The sequence below is a fragment of the Streptomyces sp. SID13726 genome (assembly GCF_010548375.1).
Taxonomy (GTDB): Bacteria; Actinomycetota; Actinomycetes; order Streptomycetales; family Streptomycetaceae; genus Streptomyces.
On sequence record NZ_JAAGLY010000001.1, the window covers coordinates 621,445 to 637,836 of the forward strand.

Here is a 16,392-nt window from a genome sequence, read left to right on the forward strand (position 1 = left end):
CGGTCTGGAGGACCATCACCTTGACCGAGCGACCCCAGGCGCTGTTCGCCATGACCGCCGAGAACGTGCCGCTCGTCTTCCCCTCCGAGGTGCTGGCGCGGCTGCGGGAGCTGGTGGACATCGACCCCGCGCTCGCCGCCGAGGACCTCGCCGACCCGGCGCTCGCGGACGTCCTGGCCCGCACCGAGATCCTCGTGACCGGCTGGGGCTGCCCCCGCCTGGACGCGGCCGTCCTCGACCGGGCCCCGAAACTCCGGGCCGTCCTGCACTCGGCCGGCTCGGTCAAGGGCTTCGCCACGCCCGAGATCTGGCGGCGCGGCATCGCCGTCTCGTCGGCCGCCGAGGCCAACGCACTGCCCGTCGCCGAGTACACGCTCGCCATGATCCTCCTCGCCGGCAAGGACGTCTTCGTGCGCCGGGAGCGGATGCGGAGCGAGCGGGCCTTTCCCGGCTGGGGGATCGTGCCGGGCATCGGCAACCACGGACGGCGGGTCGGGGTGATCGGGGCGTCCCGGATCGGGCGCAAGGTGATCGAACTGCTGCGGCCGTTCGACCTCGCGGTGAGCCTGACCGACCCGTACGTCGACGAGGCGGGGGCCGCCGCCCTCGGCGTGCCCCTGGTGGAGCTGGACGACCTCCTGCGCACCTCCGAGATCGTGACGGTGCACGCCCCGGAGACCCCCGAGACCCGGCATCTGATCGGCCGCCGCGAGCTCGCCCTGATGCCGGACGGGGCGGTGCTGGTCAACACCGCGCGCGGAGGACTCGTCGACACCGACGCCCTCGTGGACGAGCTACGCACCGGCCGGCTCACCGCGGTCCTCGACGTCACCGACCCGGAGCCGCTGCCCGCCGACTCGCCGCTCCACGACCTCCCGGGCGCCTTCGTCACCCCGCACCTCGCGGGGTCGCAGGGCAACGAGCTGGCGCGGCTGGGGCTGGCCGTCGTGGTGGAGGCGGAGCGGGTGGTGGCCGGGGGAGCGGTGGCGCATCCGGTGGCGTTCGAGGCGTTGGAGCGCGGGGCCTGAGGGGTGGGTGGGCTTTCCGGGGGTGACCGGTGGGCGGGCTTTCCGGGGGGCGACCGGTGGGTCTCTCCGGGTCGGAAGCCGGTGGGTAGCCTCCCTGGGCATGACGTCCGAACCGCTCCCCGCCGCCCTTCCCGAGACCGAGCTCACCCGGCACCGGCGGCTGCGTGACCAGGGCAGCCTGGACCGCGCCGACCTGGAGGCGATCCTCGACGCCGGATTCGTCTGCCATCTCGGGGTCGTGATCGAGGGGCGGCCGGTGGTCGTGCCGACGGTGTACGGGCGGGACGAACGGCTGCTCTATCTGCACGGCTCGGTGGCCAGCCGCAGTCTGGCGGGCGGTACGCGCGTGTGCGTCACCGTCACCCACGTCGACGGCCTTGTGCTCGCCCGGTCCGTCTTCGAGCACGGCGTCAACTACCGCAGCGCCATGATCCACGGCACCGCCCGCAAGGTGACCGACCCCGAGGAGAAGCTGGCGGGCCTGCGTCTGCTCACCGAACACGCGACGCCCGGGCAGTGGTCGTACGCCCGGCAACCGAGCCGGAAGGAACTCGCGGCCACCACGCTGCTCGCCCTCGGCCTCGACGAGGCGTCCGTCAAGATCCGCACCGGCGCGCCCGACGACGGGGACGGACCCGACGCCGAGCTGGGGCTGTGGGCGGGTGTGCTTCCGCTCACCTCGGTGTGGGGCGCGCCCGTTCCCGACCCGATGCTGCCCTCGGAAACTCCCATACCGCCGCATATCGCACGTCGTGAGGGGACCCGGCACGGGTGATGTCGGAGCGAGGGCATAACGTGAGGAGTCGTACGTCCGAACCGGGAGGAGACAACGGGATGGGCAGCCGTACCGCGCTGGTCGAGGATCTGATGGAGCGGTTCCCGCACGTTCCGAGGGAAGCCGTCTTCAAGGAGGACCTGCTGCGAGGTGGCGTGGCCTTCGACCCGTCCGCCCTCAGCGACAACGAGTCGGGTGAGGTGAAGCCGAAGTCGTACTTCATCTTCTCCTTCGACCACGGCACCCTGCCGGAGCTGGGCGAGGCCGCGCTGCGCCGGCCGCCGGAGGAGATCATCCTCACCGGCGGGCCCTACGACCTGCGCAGGACCGTCGTGTCGGTGCGGGTCAACCCCACCTCGCCGTACCGGGTCGCCGCCGACGACGAGGGCGTGCTCGGGCTCTACCTCGACGGCAAGCGGATCTCCGACGTGGGTGTGCCGCCGATGCCGGAGTACTACCGGCACAAGCTCTCCAACGGGAAGTCCGTCATGGAGGTCGCCCCGACCATCCAGTGGGGCTACCTGATCTATCTGACCGTCTTCCGGGTGTGCCAGTACTTCGGCGCCAAGGAGGAGTGCCAGTACTGCGACATCAACCACAACTGGCGCCAGCACAAGGCGGCCGGGCGGCCGTACACCGGTGTGAAGGACGTCGACGAGGTCCTGGAGGCGCTGGAGATCATCGACCGGTACGACACGGCGAAGACCTCCACCGCCTACACGCTGACCGGCGGCGCCATCACCTCCCGGCTCCAGGGGCGCGACGAGGCCGACTTCTACGGCATGTACGCCAAGGCCATCGAGGAGCACTTCCCGGACCGCTGGATCGGCAAGGTCGTGGCGCAGGCGCTGCCGAAGGACGACGTGCAGCGGTTCAAGGACTACGGCGTGCAGATCTACCACCCCAACTACGAGGTGTGGGACGAGTACCTCTTCAAGATGTACTGCCCGGGCAAGGAGCGGTACGTCGGCCGGGACGAGTGGCACAAGCGGATCCTGGACTCCGCGGACGTCTTCGGCGCGCGCAATGTGATCCCCAACTTCGTCGCGGGCGTCGAGATGGCGGAGCCCTTCGGGTTCAAGACGGTCGACGAGGCGATCGAGTCGACCACCGAGGGCCTGCGGTTCTTCATGTCGCACGGCATCACGCCCCGCTTCACCACGTGGTGCCCCGAGCCGACGACCCCGCTCGGCAAGGCCAACCCGCAGGGCGCGCCGCTGGAGTACCACATCCGGCTCCTCCAGGCCTACCGCCAGACCATGGAGGACTTCGGCCTCTCCTCGCCTCCCGGCTACGGCCCGCCCGGACCGGGTCGCGCGGTCTTCTCGGTGAGCTCCTTCATGGACAGCCTGCCGGCGGCTCCGGAGCCGGCCGAGGTCTGATCCGCGGAACGGGACTCCGGGGCGCCTCGGTGGCGGTCCGGAGTCGTGCCGGGTGGTGTGCGGGTCGGTCGGCGCCGCGTGCCGCTCGGGTCAGCTGGCGTCGTGTGCCGCGCGGGTCAGTCGATGTCGTGTGCCGCTCGGGTCAGCCGGCGCCGTTGGACGCGAGGAACGCGGTGACCCTGCGGCCCGGCAGCGGGACCCAGACCGGGGTCGGGGCCAGTTCGGCGACCGCCGTGGCGAGCCAGTCGGGGTCGCCGAGGAGGTGAGCCGCCTCCGCCTCGGCGGCCTTCTTGAACAGGTCGCCCAGCAGGAACATGTGCTGGTAGGTGTAGGCGCGTCGGTGGTGGGAGTAGATCACCTTCCAGCCGCCGCGGGGAAAGGGCAGGTGTGCCCCCACCGCACAGGCCTCCGGGCCCGCCTCCGTGTGGTAGCCGCCGAGCGCGTTCACCACGCCCCCGGTGCGGCTGGTCTGCCAGGTGCGGGAGGCGGCCTTCACCGTCAGGGCGATGACGTCCGACCACGCCACCGTGGAGAGCGCCTCGGGCACCCCGCGTTCGTGATGCTCCATGCCCGCGCGCGTCAGCACCACGCACGAGCCCTTCCCGCGCTTCGGGTCCCCGATGACCCAGCGGTCCCCGACGAGTTCCAGCGGTCCCAGAAGCCGCGACATGATCCCCCCGTAGGTCGTGCTTTCTCCGGCCCGAGACCCTATTCTCCGTGACGGCTGACGTGACGGCTGATTCTCATGGGGCCGGATTGATACGTTTCCGGTTCCGATCCGTACAACTGGCCGTGACGCAGTGCGAGGGTGAGCCGCGCGTCAGTGGTCCGAACCCTCGGTAACCGATTTGAATAGCGCGCTTGTCAGTTGTGTGGGAGACGTGAAAGGCTCCTGTCCTGCCGCGAGGTTCCCCCCAACTCCTTTGCCAATATGGCGAGTTGACCTCGCTTTCGATGCAGGAGACCCATGCCCGACCTGCCGACACCCCAGAACGCCGCCGAGGCCGCGCTGTTCTCGGAGTGCTGGGACGCCGTGCTCTCGTACGCCGATCTGTGCACGGCCGGCTCCGCCGCCGCCACCGAACTGGCCACGGAGGCATTCTCCCTCGGGATGCGCGAGGCCCGTGACGCGGAGGCGGCCGTGCGCGGCGCCGGCCGCCGCTCGGTCCGACTGCCCCGGATTCCCCTGCTGCTGACCGCCGTTCGCACCACCGCGGCGGACTGGGAGATACGAGGGCTCGGCCACCGGCTCGACCCCGAACTGCGGCTGTGGCTCAACTCCGACAAGGCGTCCCGCTACACCGGCCCCCCGCTCCAGCGCCCGATCGCCCTCCGCGGTCTCCGCGACCTCCAGGCCGCCGACGCCGAACTGCTGTGGCTGGCCGAGGTGGAGGCGCTGCCGATGCCCGTCGTGGCCCGCAGGCTCGGCCTCGACCCGGCCACTCTCAGCGACGAACTCGCCCAGGTGCGCGGCCTGTTCAGGGACCGCAGCCACCGCAACCACCTCGACTCGCCGATGGACGCGCAGTGCCGCAGCTATGCCCGGCTGCTGGACGCCGTCACCCGCTCCACCAGCGGCGAGACCCCCGACGACCTCTCCCGGCACCTCGCGCGCTGCGTCCAGTGCGCGGAGGCCGCCGCCTGTCTGCGGCTGCACGGCGGCGGGCTGCCCGCGGCCCTCGCCGGCGGTGTGATCGGCTGGGGCGGGCTCGCCTATCTGGAACGCAGGCGCCGGGCGGCCGAGGTGCGTCTGGGCGCCGGGCGCCCGGCCGCCCTGGAGTCCGGTCCGTCCGACCCGGGCGCGCACAAGGCGAAGGTCGTGCGCAACGGACTGCTCGTCGCCGCCGTGCTCGTCTCCCTGCTGGCCCTCGCCGTCTCGATGATGCCGGGCGCCGACATGGAGGACGGTGCCGCCAAGCCCGGCAACACCACCGAGGGGCAGCCGGTGGCCAACCCCACCTCGGCCGCCCCCTCCGCGACCTCGCGACCGCCCTCCGCGGAGAAGCCCCAGCGCAGCGGCGCGTCGGGCGCGGGCGGCACCTCGGCCGTCGCCGACCCCTCCGCCCCGGCGAACTCCGACCCGGAGCCGCAGGGCACCTCCTCCGGCGGTGCCGAGGAACCGGAGCCCAGCGAGAGCGCCGCACCGCAGTGCACCGCCCGCTACGACCTCGTCAACCAGTGGCCCGACGGCTTCCAGGCCGCCGTCACCGTCACCACCACCGAGGCCCTCGCCGACTGGCGGGTCACCTGGTCCTTCAAGGACGGCCAGAAGGTGACGCAGATGTGGGACGCGAACTACACCCAGTCCGGCGGTCGGGTCAGCGCCACCGCCGCCGACTACAACAAGTCGGTCCCCGCGGACGGTTCGCTCACGCTCGGCTTCCTCGCCACCTGGCAGGGCAAGAACGCACCGGCGTACGACTTCTCGCTGAACGGACACAGCTGCACCGACGCGTGAGCCGCCACGGGCTCGGTGCCGGGCGGGCGGGGCGACTACAGTCGACCCTCGGCCCGCCACCGTGCCGGGGCGGAGGCGGGGTGCGGCGCCCGGTCTACTTCGCCGCCCACAGCCCCCGGACATGACCGATGTGACGGGTCATGACCTCGTGCACCGCCCTCGCGTCACGGGCGACCAGCGCGTCGAGGAGTTCGAGGTGCTCCTCCGCGGAGGACAGCAGGCGGCCGGACTTCACCAGTGGGGTGAGGCCGTAGAGGCGGGAGCGCTTGCGGAGGTCGCCGACCACCTCGACCAGATGCGCGTTGCCCGCGAGGGCGAGCAGTCCGAGGTGGAAGCGGGTGTCCGCCTCGACGTACGCGATGAGGTCACCGGCCACGGCGGCCTGGACGATCTCCCGGGCCGCCGGGCGCAGTGCCTCCAGGGAGACCGGGTCGGCGGTCCCGGCCAGCTCCACGATCGTGGGGATCTCGATGAGCGAGCGGATGTGGGTGTACTCGTCGAGCTGCCGGTCGGAGACCGCGGTGACCCGGAACCCCTTGTTGGGCACGGTGTCGACCAGGCCCTCCTTCGCGAGGTCCAGCATGGCCTCGCGCACCGGCGTCGCCGAGACCCCGAAGCGCGCGGCGAGCCCGGGAGCCGAGTACACCTGGCCCGGCAGCAGTTCGCCCGCGATCAGCGCGGCCCGCAGGGCGTCGGCGACCCGCTCCCGGTAGCTGCTCTTCTTGCCGCCGAGGACGGGCAGAGCGGGGGCGGCAGCCGGGGCGGCTGAAGCAGCGGCGCCGGGGGCGCTGGGTCGCTGGGCGGCCATGAAGGGGTCTCCTAGTGGTGCAATGTCACGTGACACCCGGCATTATCCTCGACGCGCGCGGGCACTCGTCGTGGCTCACAGGACGAATCCCGCCGGGAACGGATCGCTCGGGTCGAGCAGGTACTGCGCGGTGCCCGTGATCCAGGCCCGCCCCGTGAAGCTGGGCAGCACGGCCGGGCGGCCCGCGACCTCGGTGGTGCCGAGGAGCCGTCCGGTGAACCGCGTCCCGATGAAGGACTCGTTCACGAACTCGGTGTGCGGCGGGAGTTCGCCGCGTGCGTGCAGCTGGGCCATGCGCGCGCTCGTCCCGGTGCCGCAGGGGGAGCGGTCGAACCAGCCGGGGTGGATGGCCATCGCGTGCCGGGAGTGCCGGGCGGTGGACCCGGGGGCGAGCAGATGGACGTGGTGACAGCCCCGGATCGACGGGTCCTCCGGGTGCACCGGCTCCTCCTCGGCGTTGATCGCCGCCATGAGGGACAGGCCCGCCTTCAGGATGTCGTCCTTGCGGTCCCGGTCGAAGGGCAGTCCGAACTGGTCCAGCGGCAGGATGGCGTAGAAGTTGCCGCCGTACGCCAGGTCGTATGTCACCGTCCGCCCGTCGGCCAGTGCGATCTTGCGGTCGAGACCGACGGAGAACGACGGCACGTTCTGGAGGGTGACGTTCTTCGCCCGGCCGTCCTCCACCGCGACCTCGGCGACGACCAGGCCCGCCGGGGTGTCGAGCCGGATCGTGGTGACCGGCTCGACGACCTCGACCATCCCGGTCTCCACCAGCACGGTCGCCACCCCGATCGTGCCGTGCCCGCACATCGGCAGATAGCCGGAGACCTCGATGTAGACGACACCCCAGTCGCAGTCCGGGCGGGTCGGCGGCTGGAGGATCGCCCCGCTCATCGCCGCGTGCCCGCGCGGCTCGTTCATCAGCAACTGCTTGATGTCGTCCCGGTGTTCACGGAAGTACAGCCGCCGCTCGTTCATGGTCGCGCCGGGGATCGTGCCGAGCCCACCGGTGATCACGCGGGTGGGCATGCCCTCGGTGTGCGAGTCGACGGCGTGCAGGACGAGTTTGCTGCGCATGACGCTCCTGGTGGTCGAGGGGGTGGGCGAGGGGGGTGGGCGAGGCGGGTGCGCGGCCGGTACTCGGGCGGCCTACGCGAGTCCGGCCGCGACCGCCCGCTCCGTGGCGGCCCGCACGACCGCCTCCTGCTTGGCCAGCAGCGGGACGCGCGGAGGGCGGCAACTCCCGCCGTGGCGGCCGACGATGTCCATCGACACCTTGATCGCCTGCACGAACTCGACCTTGGAGTCCCAGCGCAGCAACGGGTGCAACTGCTCGTACAGCTTCTTCGCGGTGGCGAGGTCACCGGCCACGGCCGCCCGGTACAGCTCGACGGAGGACCGGGGGAGCGCGTTCGGGTAGCCGGCCACCCAGCCCTTCGCCCCGGCGAGAGCCAGCTCCAGCAGGACGTCGTCGGCGCCGATCAACAGGTCCAGTTCGGGGGCGAGTTCGGCCAGCTGGTAGGCGCGGCGGACATCGCCGGAGAACTCCTTGACCGCCCGGACGAACCCCTCCGCGTGCAGCTTGGCCAGCAGCTCCGGGACGAGGTCGACCTTGGTGTCGATGGGGTTGTTGTACGCCACGACCGGCAGCCCCGCCTTCGCGACCTCCGCGTAGTGCGCGAGGACCGAACGCTCGTCGGCGCGATAGGCGTTGGGCGGCAGCAGCATCACCGACGCACAGCCCGCGTCACGCGCCTGCTCGGCCCAGCGGCGCGACTCCGCCGAGCCGTACGCGGCGACCCCGGGCATCACCCGCGCACCGCCGATCGCGGCCACGGCCGTCTCGACGACCCGGGCCCGCTCCTCGGGCGTGAGCACCTGGTACTCGCCCAGCGAGCCGTTCGGTACGACACCGTCGCAGCCGTTCTCGACCAGCCACGCGCAGTGCTCGGCGTACTTGTCGTGGTTCACGGACAGGTCGTCGTTCAGCGGGAGCGCGGTGGCGACGAGCACTCCGCGCCAGGGGCGAAGGTCGGTGGTGGTCATACGGTTTCCCTCTCCATAGGGTGTGACATTTCACTGGTCCCCGTTCGTCTCGGCCCGCTGCTTCTCGCTCTTCCCGGGCTGGTCGGCCTCCCCGGGCCTGCCGCCCTCCCCGGACCCGGACCCGGACCCGGACCCGGACCCGGCCAGCACCCCCAGCGGCACCGGCCGTGCGAACGGCCTGCGCCCCGGCGTCTGAGCGCACCCGGCGATCCCCGCGACCCCGGGCCCGCACACCCGGCCCTGGCACCAGCCCATCCCGGCCCGCGTCAGCAGCTTCACGGTCCGCAGATCACCGGCGCCCAGCTCCCGTACGGCCTCCCGCACCGCCCCGGCCGGCACCTCCTCGCAGCGGCACACGACCGTGTCGTCGGTGACCTGCTCGGCCCAGTGCGCGGGCGGGGCGTAGACGGAGTCGACGGCGGCGAAGAACGCCCGCGACCGGGTACGGATCCGTGCGGCGGCCGCCCACTCGGCCGGATCGGGCTCCCGTCCGGTCAGCCGGGCCGCGATCGACCGCCCGGCGATGTGCCCCTCGGCGAGCGAGAGGGCGGCGCCGCCGATGCCGGTGGTCTCGCCCGCCGCCCACACGCCCGGTACGTCGGTGCGCTGTTCGGCGTCGGCGTACACGTCCGTGCCGTCGATTCGGCAGCCCAGCGCGTCGGCGAGGTCGGTGTGCGGCAGCATGCCGTGCCCGACGGCGAGGGTGTCGCAGCCGAGCCGACGCCGGGTGCCCGGACGCACCCGCCCGTCCCCGTCGAGGGCCGCGACCGTGACCGCCTCGATCCGCTCGGTGCCGTGCGCCGCCACGACGGTGTGGTGGAGCAGGGTGCGCACCCGGTGCCGGGCCAACTGCCCCGCGTACCGGGCGCCTTCGGCCACCTTGCCGGGCTGGGCCGCGAGCGCGCGGGACCGTCGTAGGAACGCCTTCGGGTCGGCCGAGTCCACCAGTGCCGCGACCGTCGCGCCCGCCGCCGCGAGGCCGGTGGCGACGGGCAGCAGCAGCGGGCCGGTGCCGGCGACGACGGCGGTGCGGCCGGGCAGCACGAGCCCGCCCTTGAGCATGGCCTGCGCCCCGCCCGCCGCGACGACCCCGGGCAGGGTCCAGCCGGGGAAGGGCAGCACCTTCTCGTAGCCGCCGGTGGCGAGGAGGACGGCGTCGGCGCGCACCTCGGCGGGCTGCTCCTGCTCGGGGCCGAGCAGGGCGTGCACGGTGAAGCCGGTGGGATTGCGCTCGACGAACCAGACATGATGGTCCGTCACATGGCTTACGGTGCCTGCCTGTACGTGGGAGCGCAGTCCGTCCCGCAGCTTCTCCCACGTGCGCCACTGGTGGTGCAGCGCCTGCGGACGCCGGGCCCCCAGCTCCGGTGCGGGCCGGCGGTAGAACTGGCCGCCCGCCTCCGCGGCCGAGTCGATCAGCGTGACGTGGATGCCGCGGGAGGCCGCCGCGAGGGTGGCCGCGAGTCCGGCCGGGCCCGCGCCGATGACCGCCAGGCTCGGTTCACTCATCGTGGCCCGTCCCATCCTGGGTGCGGATCGCGTCGCCCGGGCGCAGCGGGACCAGGCAAGCCCGTTGGTTGGGGCGGTCGTTGACGGTCACCAGGCAGTCGAAGCAGACGCCGATTCCGCAGAAGATCCCGCGCGGCCGGCCCGCGCCACGGGTGGTGCGCCAGGAGGTGACCCCGGCCGTCCAGAGCGCGGCGGCGACGGTCTGGCCCGGCAGCGCCTCGATCGCCCGGCCGTCGAGCGTGACGGTGAACGCGGGGCCCGGTTCGGCGCGGGCCAGCTCCAGCGGGTTCACGGGGCCTCCTCGGTGTCGGACGCGGGGAAACGGTCGGGCCGGAAGGGGGCGAGGTCGAGTTCGGGGGCCCGGCCGGTCAGCACCCGCGCGATCAACTGGCCGGTACCGGTGGAGAGTCCGATCCCCGCGCCCTCGTGCCCGCACGCGTGGAACAGCCCCGGCACCCGCGGGTCGGGCCCGATCGCGGGCAGGTGGTCGGGCATGTACGGCCGGAAGCCGAGGTAGGTCCGCATCGCGTGCACGCGCTTCAGGAACGGGAACAGCCGGGTCGCGCCCGCCGCCAGCGCCCGCAGTGCGGGCAGTGACAACTCCCGTTCGAAGCCCACCCGTTCACGGGTCGCGCCGATCAGGACCGGCCCGGCCGCGGTGCCCTCGACGACCGGCGAGGTCTGGAGGGCCGCCGAGTCGCTGGCCACGTCTGCCACATAGTCGGCGGCGTACACCTTGTGCCGGACCAGACGGGGGAGCGGCTCGGTGACCAGGACGAAGCCGCGCCGGGGGAGCACGGGGAGGTGTACTCCCGCCAGCGCGGCCAGTTCACCGCCCCAGGTCCCGGCGGCGTTGACGACGTGCGGTGCGTGGATCTCGCCGGGGGCCCGGTCGGTCCGCACCCCGAGCACGGCACCGCGGGTGTCGCGCAGCACCTCGGTCACGGTCACGCCGGTGAGCAGACGGGCACCCGAGGCCCGTACGAGATGCGCGGCGGCCAGCGTGGGCATCACCTGGGCGTCCTGGGGATACAGCACCCCGCCCGCGAGACCGGGGGCCAAGTGGGGCTCCAGGTCATGGAGTTGGCTTCCGTCGACCCGTACCGCCCCGACACCGGCGGCGCGTTGTCCGGTCGCGAACTTCTCCAGGGCTTCGAGGCTGTCGGGGGTGGCGGCGACGACCACTCCGCCCTTGAGCTCGTACTCGATCCGCTCGCCGAGCTCCTGCGCCAGCTCGGACCACAATCCGCCGGACAGCAGGGCGAGTTCGAGCTCGGGACCCGGTTCCTTGTCGGAGACCAGGAGGTTGCCCTCGCCGGCGCCGGTGGTGCCGCCCGCCACCGGGCCGCGGTCCACGACGATCACGTCGAGGCCCGCCCGAGCCGCGTACAGGGCGCAGGCGGCGCCGACCATCCCGGCTCCGACGACCACGACATCGCAGGTCAGTCGCATGCTCACGGCAGTAATATGTCACATGGTTCTCTGCTGGGGAACACCCCGACGCCGACCCGGCCTCCCCGCCACCGGCCCGGCCGCCCCCTTCCTGCGCCGACTCGGCCGGGCGCCGTGCCCGACCGCCCGTCGACCGCTCGCTGGGTGTCAGTCGACCTCGTTCGGGTCCGCCGCCGGGGTGCGGCCCGCGCGTACGTCCTTGAGGCGGGCCGTGCCCTGCTCGACCGCGTCCTCGGTGCTGTCGTCGTCGGCGCCCGCGAGGCCGCCGTTGGTGACCGTGATGGCGTCGGTGCCGACCCGCACGGCCGCGACGTCGAGGGTGAGCGTGGTGGGCGCGCCGTCCGCGGTGCCCTTGACGGTGACGCGCAGCCCCTGCCGGGCGTCGCCGGACCTGGGCAGCGAGGTCTCGATCACCTGGACCGTGCGCTGCCCGCCGGCGGAGTCCTCCGCCGTGAACTGGTCGCACTTCACCGGCAGGCTCTTCAGCCAGGCGAACGAGGTGTCCAGGCCGGCCTTGTCGTAGGCGGCGACCTGGTACAGCAGCCGGGACTGCCCCTCCTCGAAGCCGGTCAGGGCGGACGCGCCGGACGGCTTGCCGAGCAGATCGTCGCCGTAGAGCAGGTCGAGCAGTTTCTGGCAGTCGGCCGCGTCGGTCTTCGCGGTGAGGAGGTCGGCGACGTCGACCTTGCCGACCAGCAGGCTCTCGCGCCAGCTTGCCGCGTCCTTCACCTCGGTCCAGTCGTCCTCCAGCTCCGCCTCGGTGACCAGCGCGCTGCGCGCCCCCGCCGCGGTGAGCGCGGCCGGGGACTCCTGGGCGAGGGGCGACGAGGAGATGTCCGTGGTGCCGACGCCGTCCGCCCCGCTGTCGTCCCCGTCCGAACAGGCGGCGGTCAGCAGCAGCGCACCGGCCGCCAGGGCCGAGGCGAGCACACGGGCGGGGCGAGTCGGACGCTGGGTCATCACGATGGCTCCTGATGGTGGGCGGATGGTTCCATGCCACAACCGCTCGTGGCGCACGACCAGCGCACAGGCCTGTTCGGGTGAGTGCCCGACCGCCGGGGAGGGGCCGGTGGACCGGTGCGGCGGATGAGGGGACACGATGCGAACAGGTGAAGTAAGGTAAGGCTTACTTAAATTGGAGCCGGGTGGCGGGCTGTCGTCCGGGTCCGGTGGCGTGGCCGGGCGCAGATCTGGAGACCTCATGTCGGAACTCACCAACGTCCCCGCCGTCCACCACGCGGACCCGGCCCCGGTGTCCGCGTGGACCCTCGACCGGGTACGGCTCGGCGCCGGCGGTCCGCGCGTCCGGGTGCGGGTGGCGGAAGGCCGCGTCACCCACGTCGTCGGGGCCACCGAGCCCGGCGGACGGGCGGCGCCGGTCGCCGACGGTGACCGGGTCCTCGACCTGGAGGGGCGGGTGCTGCTGCCCGGCCTGTGGGACGCCCATGTGCACATGGCGGAGTGGGCGAACGCCCGGCACCGGCTGGACCTGGCCGGAACCGCCTCCGCGCGGGCCGTTGCGGACCTCGTGCGCGGAGGCGCCGGCGCGACACCCGGCGGCCCGGTCCTCTTCGGGTACGGCTACCGCGACGGACTGTGGCCCGACGCCCCGCACAAGAGCCTGCTCGACACCGTCCTGCCCGACCGGCCAGCCGCCCTGGTCAGCGCCGATCTGCACGCCGTGTGGCTGAACTCCGCGGGCCTCGCCCTCGTCGGCCGCGAGGACCATCCGACGGGTCTGTTCCGGGAGCACGAGGCCCACGAAGTGCTCGCCGCCCTCCCCGAGTTGCCCGCCGAGGTTGTCGACGCCCGGGTCGAGGAGGCCTGCCGGGCCGCCGCCGCGCGAGGGGTCACCGGCATCATCGACTTCCAGTTCGGCGACGCGGTCGCGGACTGGGAGCGGCGCTCGGCCGGGTACCGGCCCGCGGTGCGGGTGGCGGCCGCCGTCTACCCGAGCCGGCTCGACGCGGCGCTGGCCCGCGGACTGCGCACGGGGGACGTGATCGCCGCCGAAGGACTGGTGCGGACGGGGCCGTTGAAGCTGTTCACCGACGGCTCGCTCAACACCAGGACCGCCCTGTGCCACGACGCCTACCCCGACCTGGAGGGCGGCGACGGCTCGCACGGCATCGAGGAGACGTCGCCGCGGGAACTGGTCCGGCTGATGCGCCGGGCCGCCGCGCACGGCATCGAGCCCGCCGTGCACGCCATCGGCGACCGCGCCAACACCGTGGCCCTGGACGCCTTCGAGGCCGTACGGTGCCGGGGCCGGATCGAGCACGCGCAGCTGCTGGACGCCGAAGACCTGCCCCGGTTCGCCGAGTTGGGCGTCACGGCGGGGGTGCAGCCCCGGCACGCGACGGACGACCGGGACGTGGCCGACCGGCACTGGGCCGGCCGCACCCACCGCGCCTTCGCCTACGCCGGTCTGCTCGCGGCCGGGGCCCGGCTGGAGTTCGGCTCGGACGCCCCGGTCTCCGGCCTCGACCCGTGGCTCGGCATCGCGGCCGCGGTCAGCCGCACCGACGACGAACGCCCCGCGTGGCACCCGGAGCAGCGGCTCTCCGTACGGGACGCGCTGGTCGCGGCGGCCCGCGGGCGGCGGCTGGTCAGGGTCGGTGACCCCGCCGACCTGGTGGTGGTCGACGTGGACCCGCTGGTCGCCGGTGCCGACACCCTGCGTGCGATGCCCGTGAACGCCACGATGACGGCCGGCCGCTGGACCCACGGGGACCACTGACCGGCCCCGGAACGCACTGAGGAGGATGTCCGGCCTTGTCGCAGACGACGTCCGACGGCCAGGGAGAGGCGAGAAGGGTCTCGTCGCCCGGCACCGTCCCGTACCCGATGCCCGCCGCGCTGCCCCCCGACCGGTCCGGCTGGGCCGTGGACCCGCGCCGGGCCGCCCTCCTGGTCCTCAACGTGCAGAACCACTTCCTGCGCGTGCTGCGGGAACGCTCCGCCCCGGTCGCCGAACTCGTCGACGCGGTCACGCTGTTGGTCGAGTCGGCCCGCGGGTCGGGGATACCCGTGCTGTACACCGTGGCCGTCGACGGACCGCCGTACACGGCACGGGAGACCGCCTTCGGGCACCCGCGGCTGCCCGCCGCCGAGGGCTCGCGGGACGTGGTGGACGCCGTACGGCCCCGGGTCGGCGACAGCGTGCTGGCCGCCAAGCGGCCCAGCGCCTTCGCGGGCACCCGGCTGCGCCCGCGCCTCGCGGAGCTGGGGCGTGACCAGCCGGTCATCGTGGGGGTGTTCGCGCGGACGCAGGTGATGCTGACCGCGGCCGACGCGTGGATGCAGGACCTGGAACCGTTCGTGGTCGCCGACGCCGTGGCCGACACCGTGCCCGGGGACCACCGGATGGCCGTCGACTGGATCGCGGCGACCTGCGGTGCGGTCAGGAACGCGCGGGGCGTGGCGGACGTGTTCGGGAGCGCGGGCACCTGGCAGGCGTGAACCGCCGTACCGCGTGAAGCAGTTGCGACGAACCCCGGTGCCGGGACGGGACCGTACCGTCCTGGCACCGGGGAGACCGGGTGAGGTCAGGCCGCCGTCCGGTCGGCCAGTACGGAGTGGTGGATCTCCTCCGCCCTGATCGCCACGGTCGACAGCAGGGTGCTGGTCAGCCCGTGGGTGTGCTCGGTGCCGCCCTGGAGGTAGATGCCGGCGGTGACCTCGGGGGCCGTCTCGACCCGGTGGTCGCGGTTCACGCGGATCGCGTCACCGTCGTCCCGCAGACAGAGCTTGGCCGCCTCGCCGAGCAGCGAGCCCAGGTCGCGCGGCCGGTATCCGGTGGCGAGGACCAGCACGTCGGCGGAGAGCGTCTGGAGCTCCCCGGTGGGCAGGAACTCGATCGCCACGTCCAGGCCGCCGTCGGCGCGCGGGCCGAGGTCGCGGACGCGGGAGACGTTGAGGAAGCGCAGCCGCTCGCGGCCCGCCACCTTCTCCCGGTACGAGGTGGCGTACAGGGCCTCGATCAGGTCCATGTCGACCACGGAGTAGTTGGTGGAGCGGTGGTAGTCGAGCAGGGACTGCTTGACCTCGGAGGGGGCGGAGAAGTAGACGTCCACCGCCTCCGGGTCGAAGATCCGGTTGGCGAACGGGCTGTCGTCGGCGGGGGTGTAGCCGTACTTCGCGAAGACCGAGCAGACCTCGGCGTCGGGGAAGGTGCGGTGCAGATAGTCCACCGCCTCGGCGGCGCTCTGCCCGGCGCCGAGCACCACCGCCCGCTTCACCGGTGCGCCCGTGGCGGCCAGTTGCGTGGCGCGGGGGATCAACTCGCTGTTGTGCCAGACGCGTTCCGCGAGTTCCAGTCCCGGCGGCACATGCGGTTCGAGGCCCGTCGCCACGCTGATGTTGCGGGCCCTGCGGGTCACGGTGGAGTCGGGGGCCGCGCTGTCGCGGGTGGTGACGTCGAAGTGGCGGACCTGGCCGTCCTCGTCGCGCACCGGGTCGACGGCGATCACCTCGCTGTCGTACGAGACGAGGTGGGAGACCCGCTCGGCCGCCCACTCGAAGTACTCGTGGAACTCCATCCGCAGCGGGAAGAGGGTCTTCTGGTTCAGGAAGTCGATCAGTCTGCCGCGCTCGCGCAGGAAGCACAGGAAGCTGTAGTCGCTGGTCGGGTTGCGCAGGGTGACGAGGTCCTTGAGGAAGGACACCTGCATCGTGGCGTCGTCGATGAGCATGCCCCGGTGCCAGCCGAAGCGCGGCTGGCGCTCCAGGAAGAGGGCGTTCAGACGCCGGTCGGCCGCCAGGCCCGCGTTGTGTTCCTCGACCGCTATGGAAAGAGCGAGATTTGACGGACCGAAACCGATTCCGAGGAGGTCGTGTACGACCTCGGAACCCATGAGCGGTGATTTCACCTTTGCATCGCCTCCCTCAGGCAACCACATGCTAGATAAGGTAAGGCTTACCTTGCAATGGAG

Annotated in this window: 15 protein-coding genes; 6 read left to right on the plus strand and 9 right to left on the minus strand. The window is 72.8% G+C overall.

Features of this window, described 5'->3' with window-relative positions:
* Positions 1 to 20: 20 nt before the first annotated feature.
* From G3I78_RS02580 to G3I78_RS02590, 3 genes are all read left to right on the plus strand, one after another.
* Entirely contained in the window at positions 21 to 1,028 is a 1,008-nt protein-coding gene (locus G3I78_RS02580; RefSeq protein WP_164421058.1) for a hydroxyacid dehydrogenase, read from the plus strand.
* 100 nt (positions 1,029 to 1,128) lie between these two features.
* Positions 1,129 to 1,803 (plus strand): pyridoxamine 5'-phosphate oxidase family protein, encoded by a 675-nt coding sequence (locus tag G3I78_RS02585; RefSeq protein WP_164421059.1) that lies wholly within the window; start codon positions 1,129 to 1,131, stop codon positions 1,801 to 1,803.
* 59 nt (positions 1,804 to 1,862) lie between these two features.
* Positions 1,863 to 3,185 (plus strand): radical SAM protein, encoded by a 1,323-nt coding sequence (locus tag G3I78_RS02590; protein ID WP_164421060.1) that lies wholly within the window; start codon positions 1,863 to 1,865, stop codon positions 3,183 to 3,185.
* A 142-nt stretch (positions 3,186 to 3,327) separates the two neighbouring features.
* Here G3I78_RS02590 and G3I78_RS02595 read toward each other — a convergent pair whose 3' ends face one another.
* A complete protein-coding gene (locus G3I78_RS02595) occupies positions 3,328 to 3,855 on the minus strand; it encodes a hypothetical protein (protein ID WP_164421061.1) in 528 nt (175 codons plus the stop codon).
* 297 nt (positions 3,856 to 4,152) lie between these two features.
* Between G3I78_RS02595 and G3I78_RS02600 the strand changes: the two genes are divergently transcribed.
* The gene (locus G3I78_RS02600) at positions 4,153 to 5,643 is read left to right on the plus strand and encodes a cellulose-binding domain-containing protein (RefSeq protein WP_164421062.1); all 1,491 of its coding nucleotides are present in this window, start codon (positions 4,153 to 4,155) and stop codon (positions 5,641 to 5,643) included.
* Positions 5,644 to 5,737: 94 nt separating this feature from the next.
* On the opposite strand, the gene G3I78_RS02605 is transcribed toward G3I78_RS02600, so the two are convergent.
* The 7 genes from G3I78_RS02605 to G3I78_RS02635 all read right to left on the minus strand — a co-directional run bounded on the left by G3I78_RS02605 (position 5,738) and on the right by G3I78_RS02635 (position 12,418).
* Positions 5,738 to 6,451, minus strand: a complete 714-nt coding sequence (locus G3I78_RS02605; RefSeq protein ID WP_164421063.1) for a GntR family transcriptional regulator — start codon at positions 6,449 to 6,451, stop codon at positions 5,738 to 5,740.
* A gap of 75 nt (positions 6,452 to 6,526) precedes the next feature.
* Positions 6,527 to 7,528 carry a proline racemase family protein gene (locus G3I78_RS02610; RefSeq protein WP_164421064.1) on the minus strand — a complete coding sequence of 334 codons (1,002 nt, stop codon included), beginning with the start codon at positions 7,526 to 7,528 and terminating at the stop codon, positions 6,527 to 6,529.
* A gap of 72 nt (positions 7,529 to 7,600) precedes the next feature.
* Positions 7,601 to 8,497 (minus strand): dihydrodipicolinate synthase family protein, encoded by an 897-nt coding sequence (locus G3I78_RS02615; protein ID WP_164421065.1) that lies wholly within the window; start codon positions 8,495 to 8,497, stop codon positions 7,601 to 7,603.
* A gap of 30 nt (positions 8,498 to 8,527) precedes the next feature.
* Entirely contained in the window at positions 8,528 to 10,006 is a 1,479-nt protein-coding gene (locus G3I78_RS02620) for an NAD(P)/FAD-dependent oxidoreductase (protein WP_164421066.1), read from the minus strand.
* Positions 9,999 to 10,298, minus strand: coding sequence for a (2Fe-2S)-binding protein (locus G3I78_RS02625; protein WP_164421067.1), 300 nt, complete (start codon positions 10,296 to 10,298; stop codon positions 9,999 to 10,001). The genes G3I78_RS02620 and G3I78_RS02625 overlap by 8 nt, the downstream gene beginning before the upstream one ends.
* On the minus strand, positions 10,295 to 11,464 hold the full coding sequence (locus tag G3I78_RS02630; protein ID WP_164421068.1) for an FAD-binding oxidoreductase: 1,170 nt from the start codon (positions 11,462 to 11,464) through the stop codon (positions 10,295 to 10,297). The genes G3I78_RS02625 and G3I78_RS02630 overlap by 4 nt, the downstream gene beginning before the upstream one ends.
* A 141-nt stretch (positions 11,465 to 11,605) precedes the next feature.
* Complete coding sequence (locus G3I78_RS02635; RefSeq protein ID WP_164421069.1) at positions 11,606 to 12,418, minus strand: hypothetical protein; 813 nt, start codon at positions 12,416 to 12,418, stop codon at positions 11,606 to 11,608.
* A gap of 241 nt (positions 12,419 to 12,659) precedes the next feature.
* Here G3I78_RS02635 and G3I78_RS02640 point away from each other — a divergent pair, with 241 nt between their 5' ends.
* The gene (locus G3I78_RS02640) at positions 12,660 to 14,198 is read left to right on the plus strand and encodes an amidohydrolase family protein (protein ID WP_164421070.1); all 1,539 of its coding nucleotides are present in this window, start codon (positions 12,660 to 12,662) and stop codon (positions 14,196 to 14,198) included.
* Between the two features lie 35 nt (positions 14,199 to 14,233).
* Positions 14,234 to 14,920 carry an isochorismatase family protein gene (locus G3I78_RS02645; protein ID WP_239157578.1) on the plus strand — a complete coding sequence of 229 codons (687 nt, stop codon included), beginning with the start codon at positions 14,234 to 14,236 and terminating at the stop codon, positions 14,918 to 14,920.
* A gap of 86 nt (positions 14,921 to 15,006) precedes the next feature.
* Here G3I78_RS02645 and G3I78_RS02650 read toward each other — a convergent pair whose 3' ends face one another.
* Positions 15,007 to 16,329: a lysine N(6)-hydroxylase/L-ornithine N(5)-oxygenase family protein gene (locus G3I78_RS02650; protein WP_164421071.1), complete on the minus strand. Its 1,323-nt coding sequence runs from the start codon at positions 16,327 to 16,329 to the stop codon at positions 15,007 to 15,009.
* Positions 16,330 to 16,392: the final 63 nt, after the last annotated feature.

Bases quoted from the DNA above. Each gene is read 5' to 3' on its own strand.
- G3I78_RS02605 (WP_164421063.1), bottom strand. From the start codon at position 6,451: ATGGCCGCCCAGCGACCCAGCGCCCCCGGCGCCGCTGCTTCAGCCGCC.
- G3I78_RS02635 (WP_164421069.1), bottom strand. From the start codon at position 12,418: ATGACCCAGCGTCCGACTCGCCCCGCCCGTGTGCTCGCCTCGGCCCTG.
- G3I78_RS02615 (WP_164421065.1), bottom strand. From the start codon at position 8,497: ATGACCACCACCGACCTTCGCCCCTGGCGCGGAGTGCTCGTCGCCACC.
- G3I78_RS02610 (WP_164421064.1), bottom strand. From the start codon at position 7,528: ATGCGCAGCAAACTCGTCCTGCACGCCGTCGACTCGCACACCGAGGGC.
- G3I78_RS02590 (WP_164421060.1), top strand. From the start codon at position 1,863: ATGGGCAGCCGTACCGCGCTGGTCGAGGATCTGATGGAGCGGTTCCCG.
- G3I78_RS02585 (WP_164421059.1), top strand. From the start codon at position 1,129: ATGACGTCCGAACCGCTCCCCGCCGCCCTTCCCGAGACCGAGCTCACC.
- G3I78_RS02620 (WP_164421066.1), bottom strand. From the start codon at position 10,006: ATGAGTGAACCGAGCCTGGCGGTCATCGGCGCGGGCCCGGCCGGACTC.
- G3I78_RS02600 (WP_164421062.1), top strand. From the start codon at position 4,153: ATGCCCGACCTGCCGACACCCCAGAACGCCGCCGAGGCCGCGCTGTTC.
- G3I78_RS02595 (WP_164421061.1), bottom strand. From the start codon at position 3,855: ATGTCGCGGCTTCTGGGACCGCTGGAACTCGTCGGGGACCGCTGGGTC.
- G3I78_RS02640 (WP_164421070.1), top strand. From the start codon at position 12,660: ATGTCGGAACTCACCAACGTCCCCGCCGTCCACCACGCGGACCCGGCC.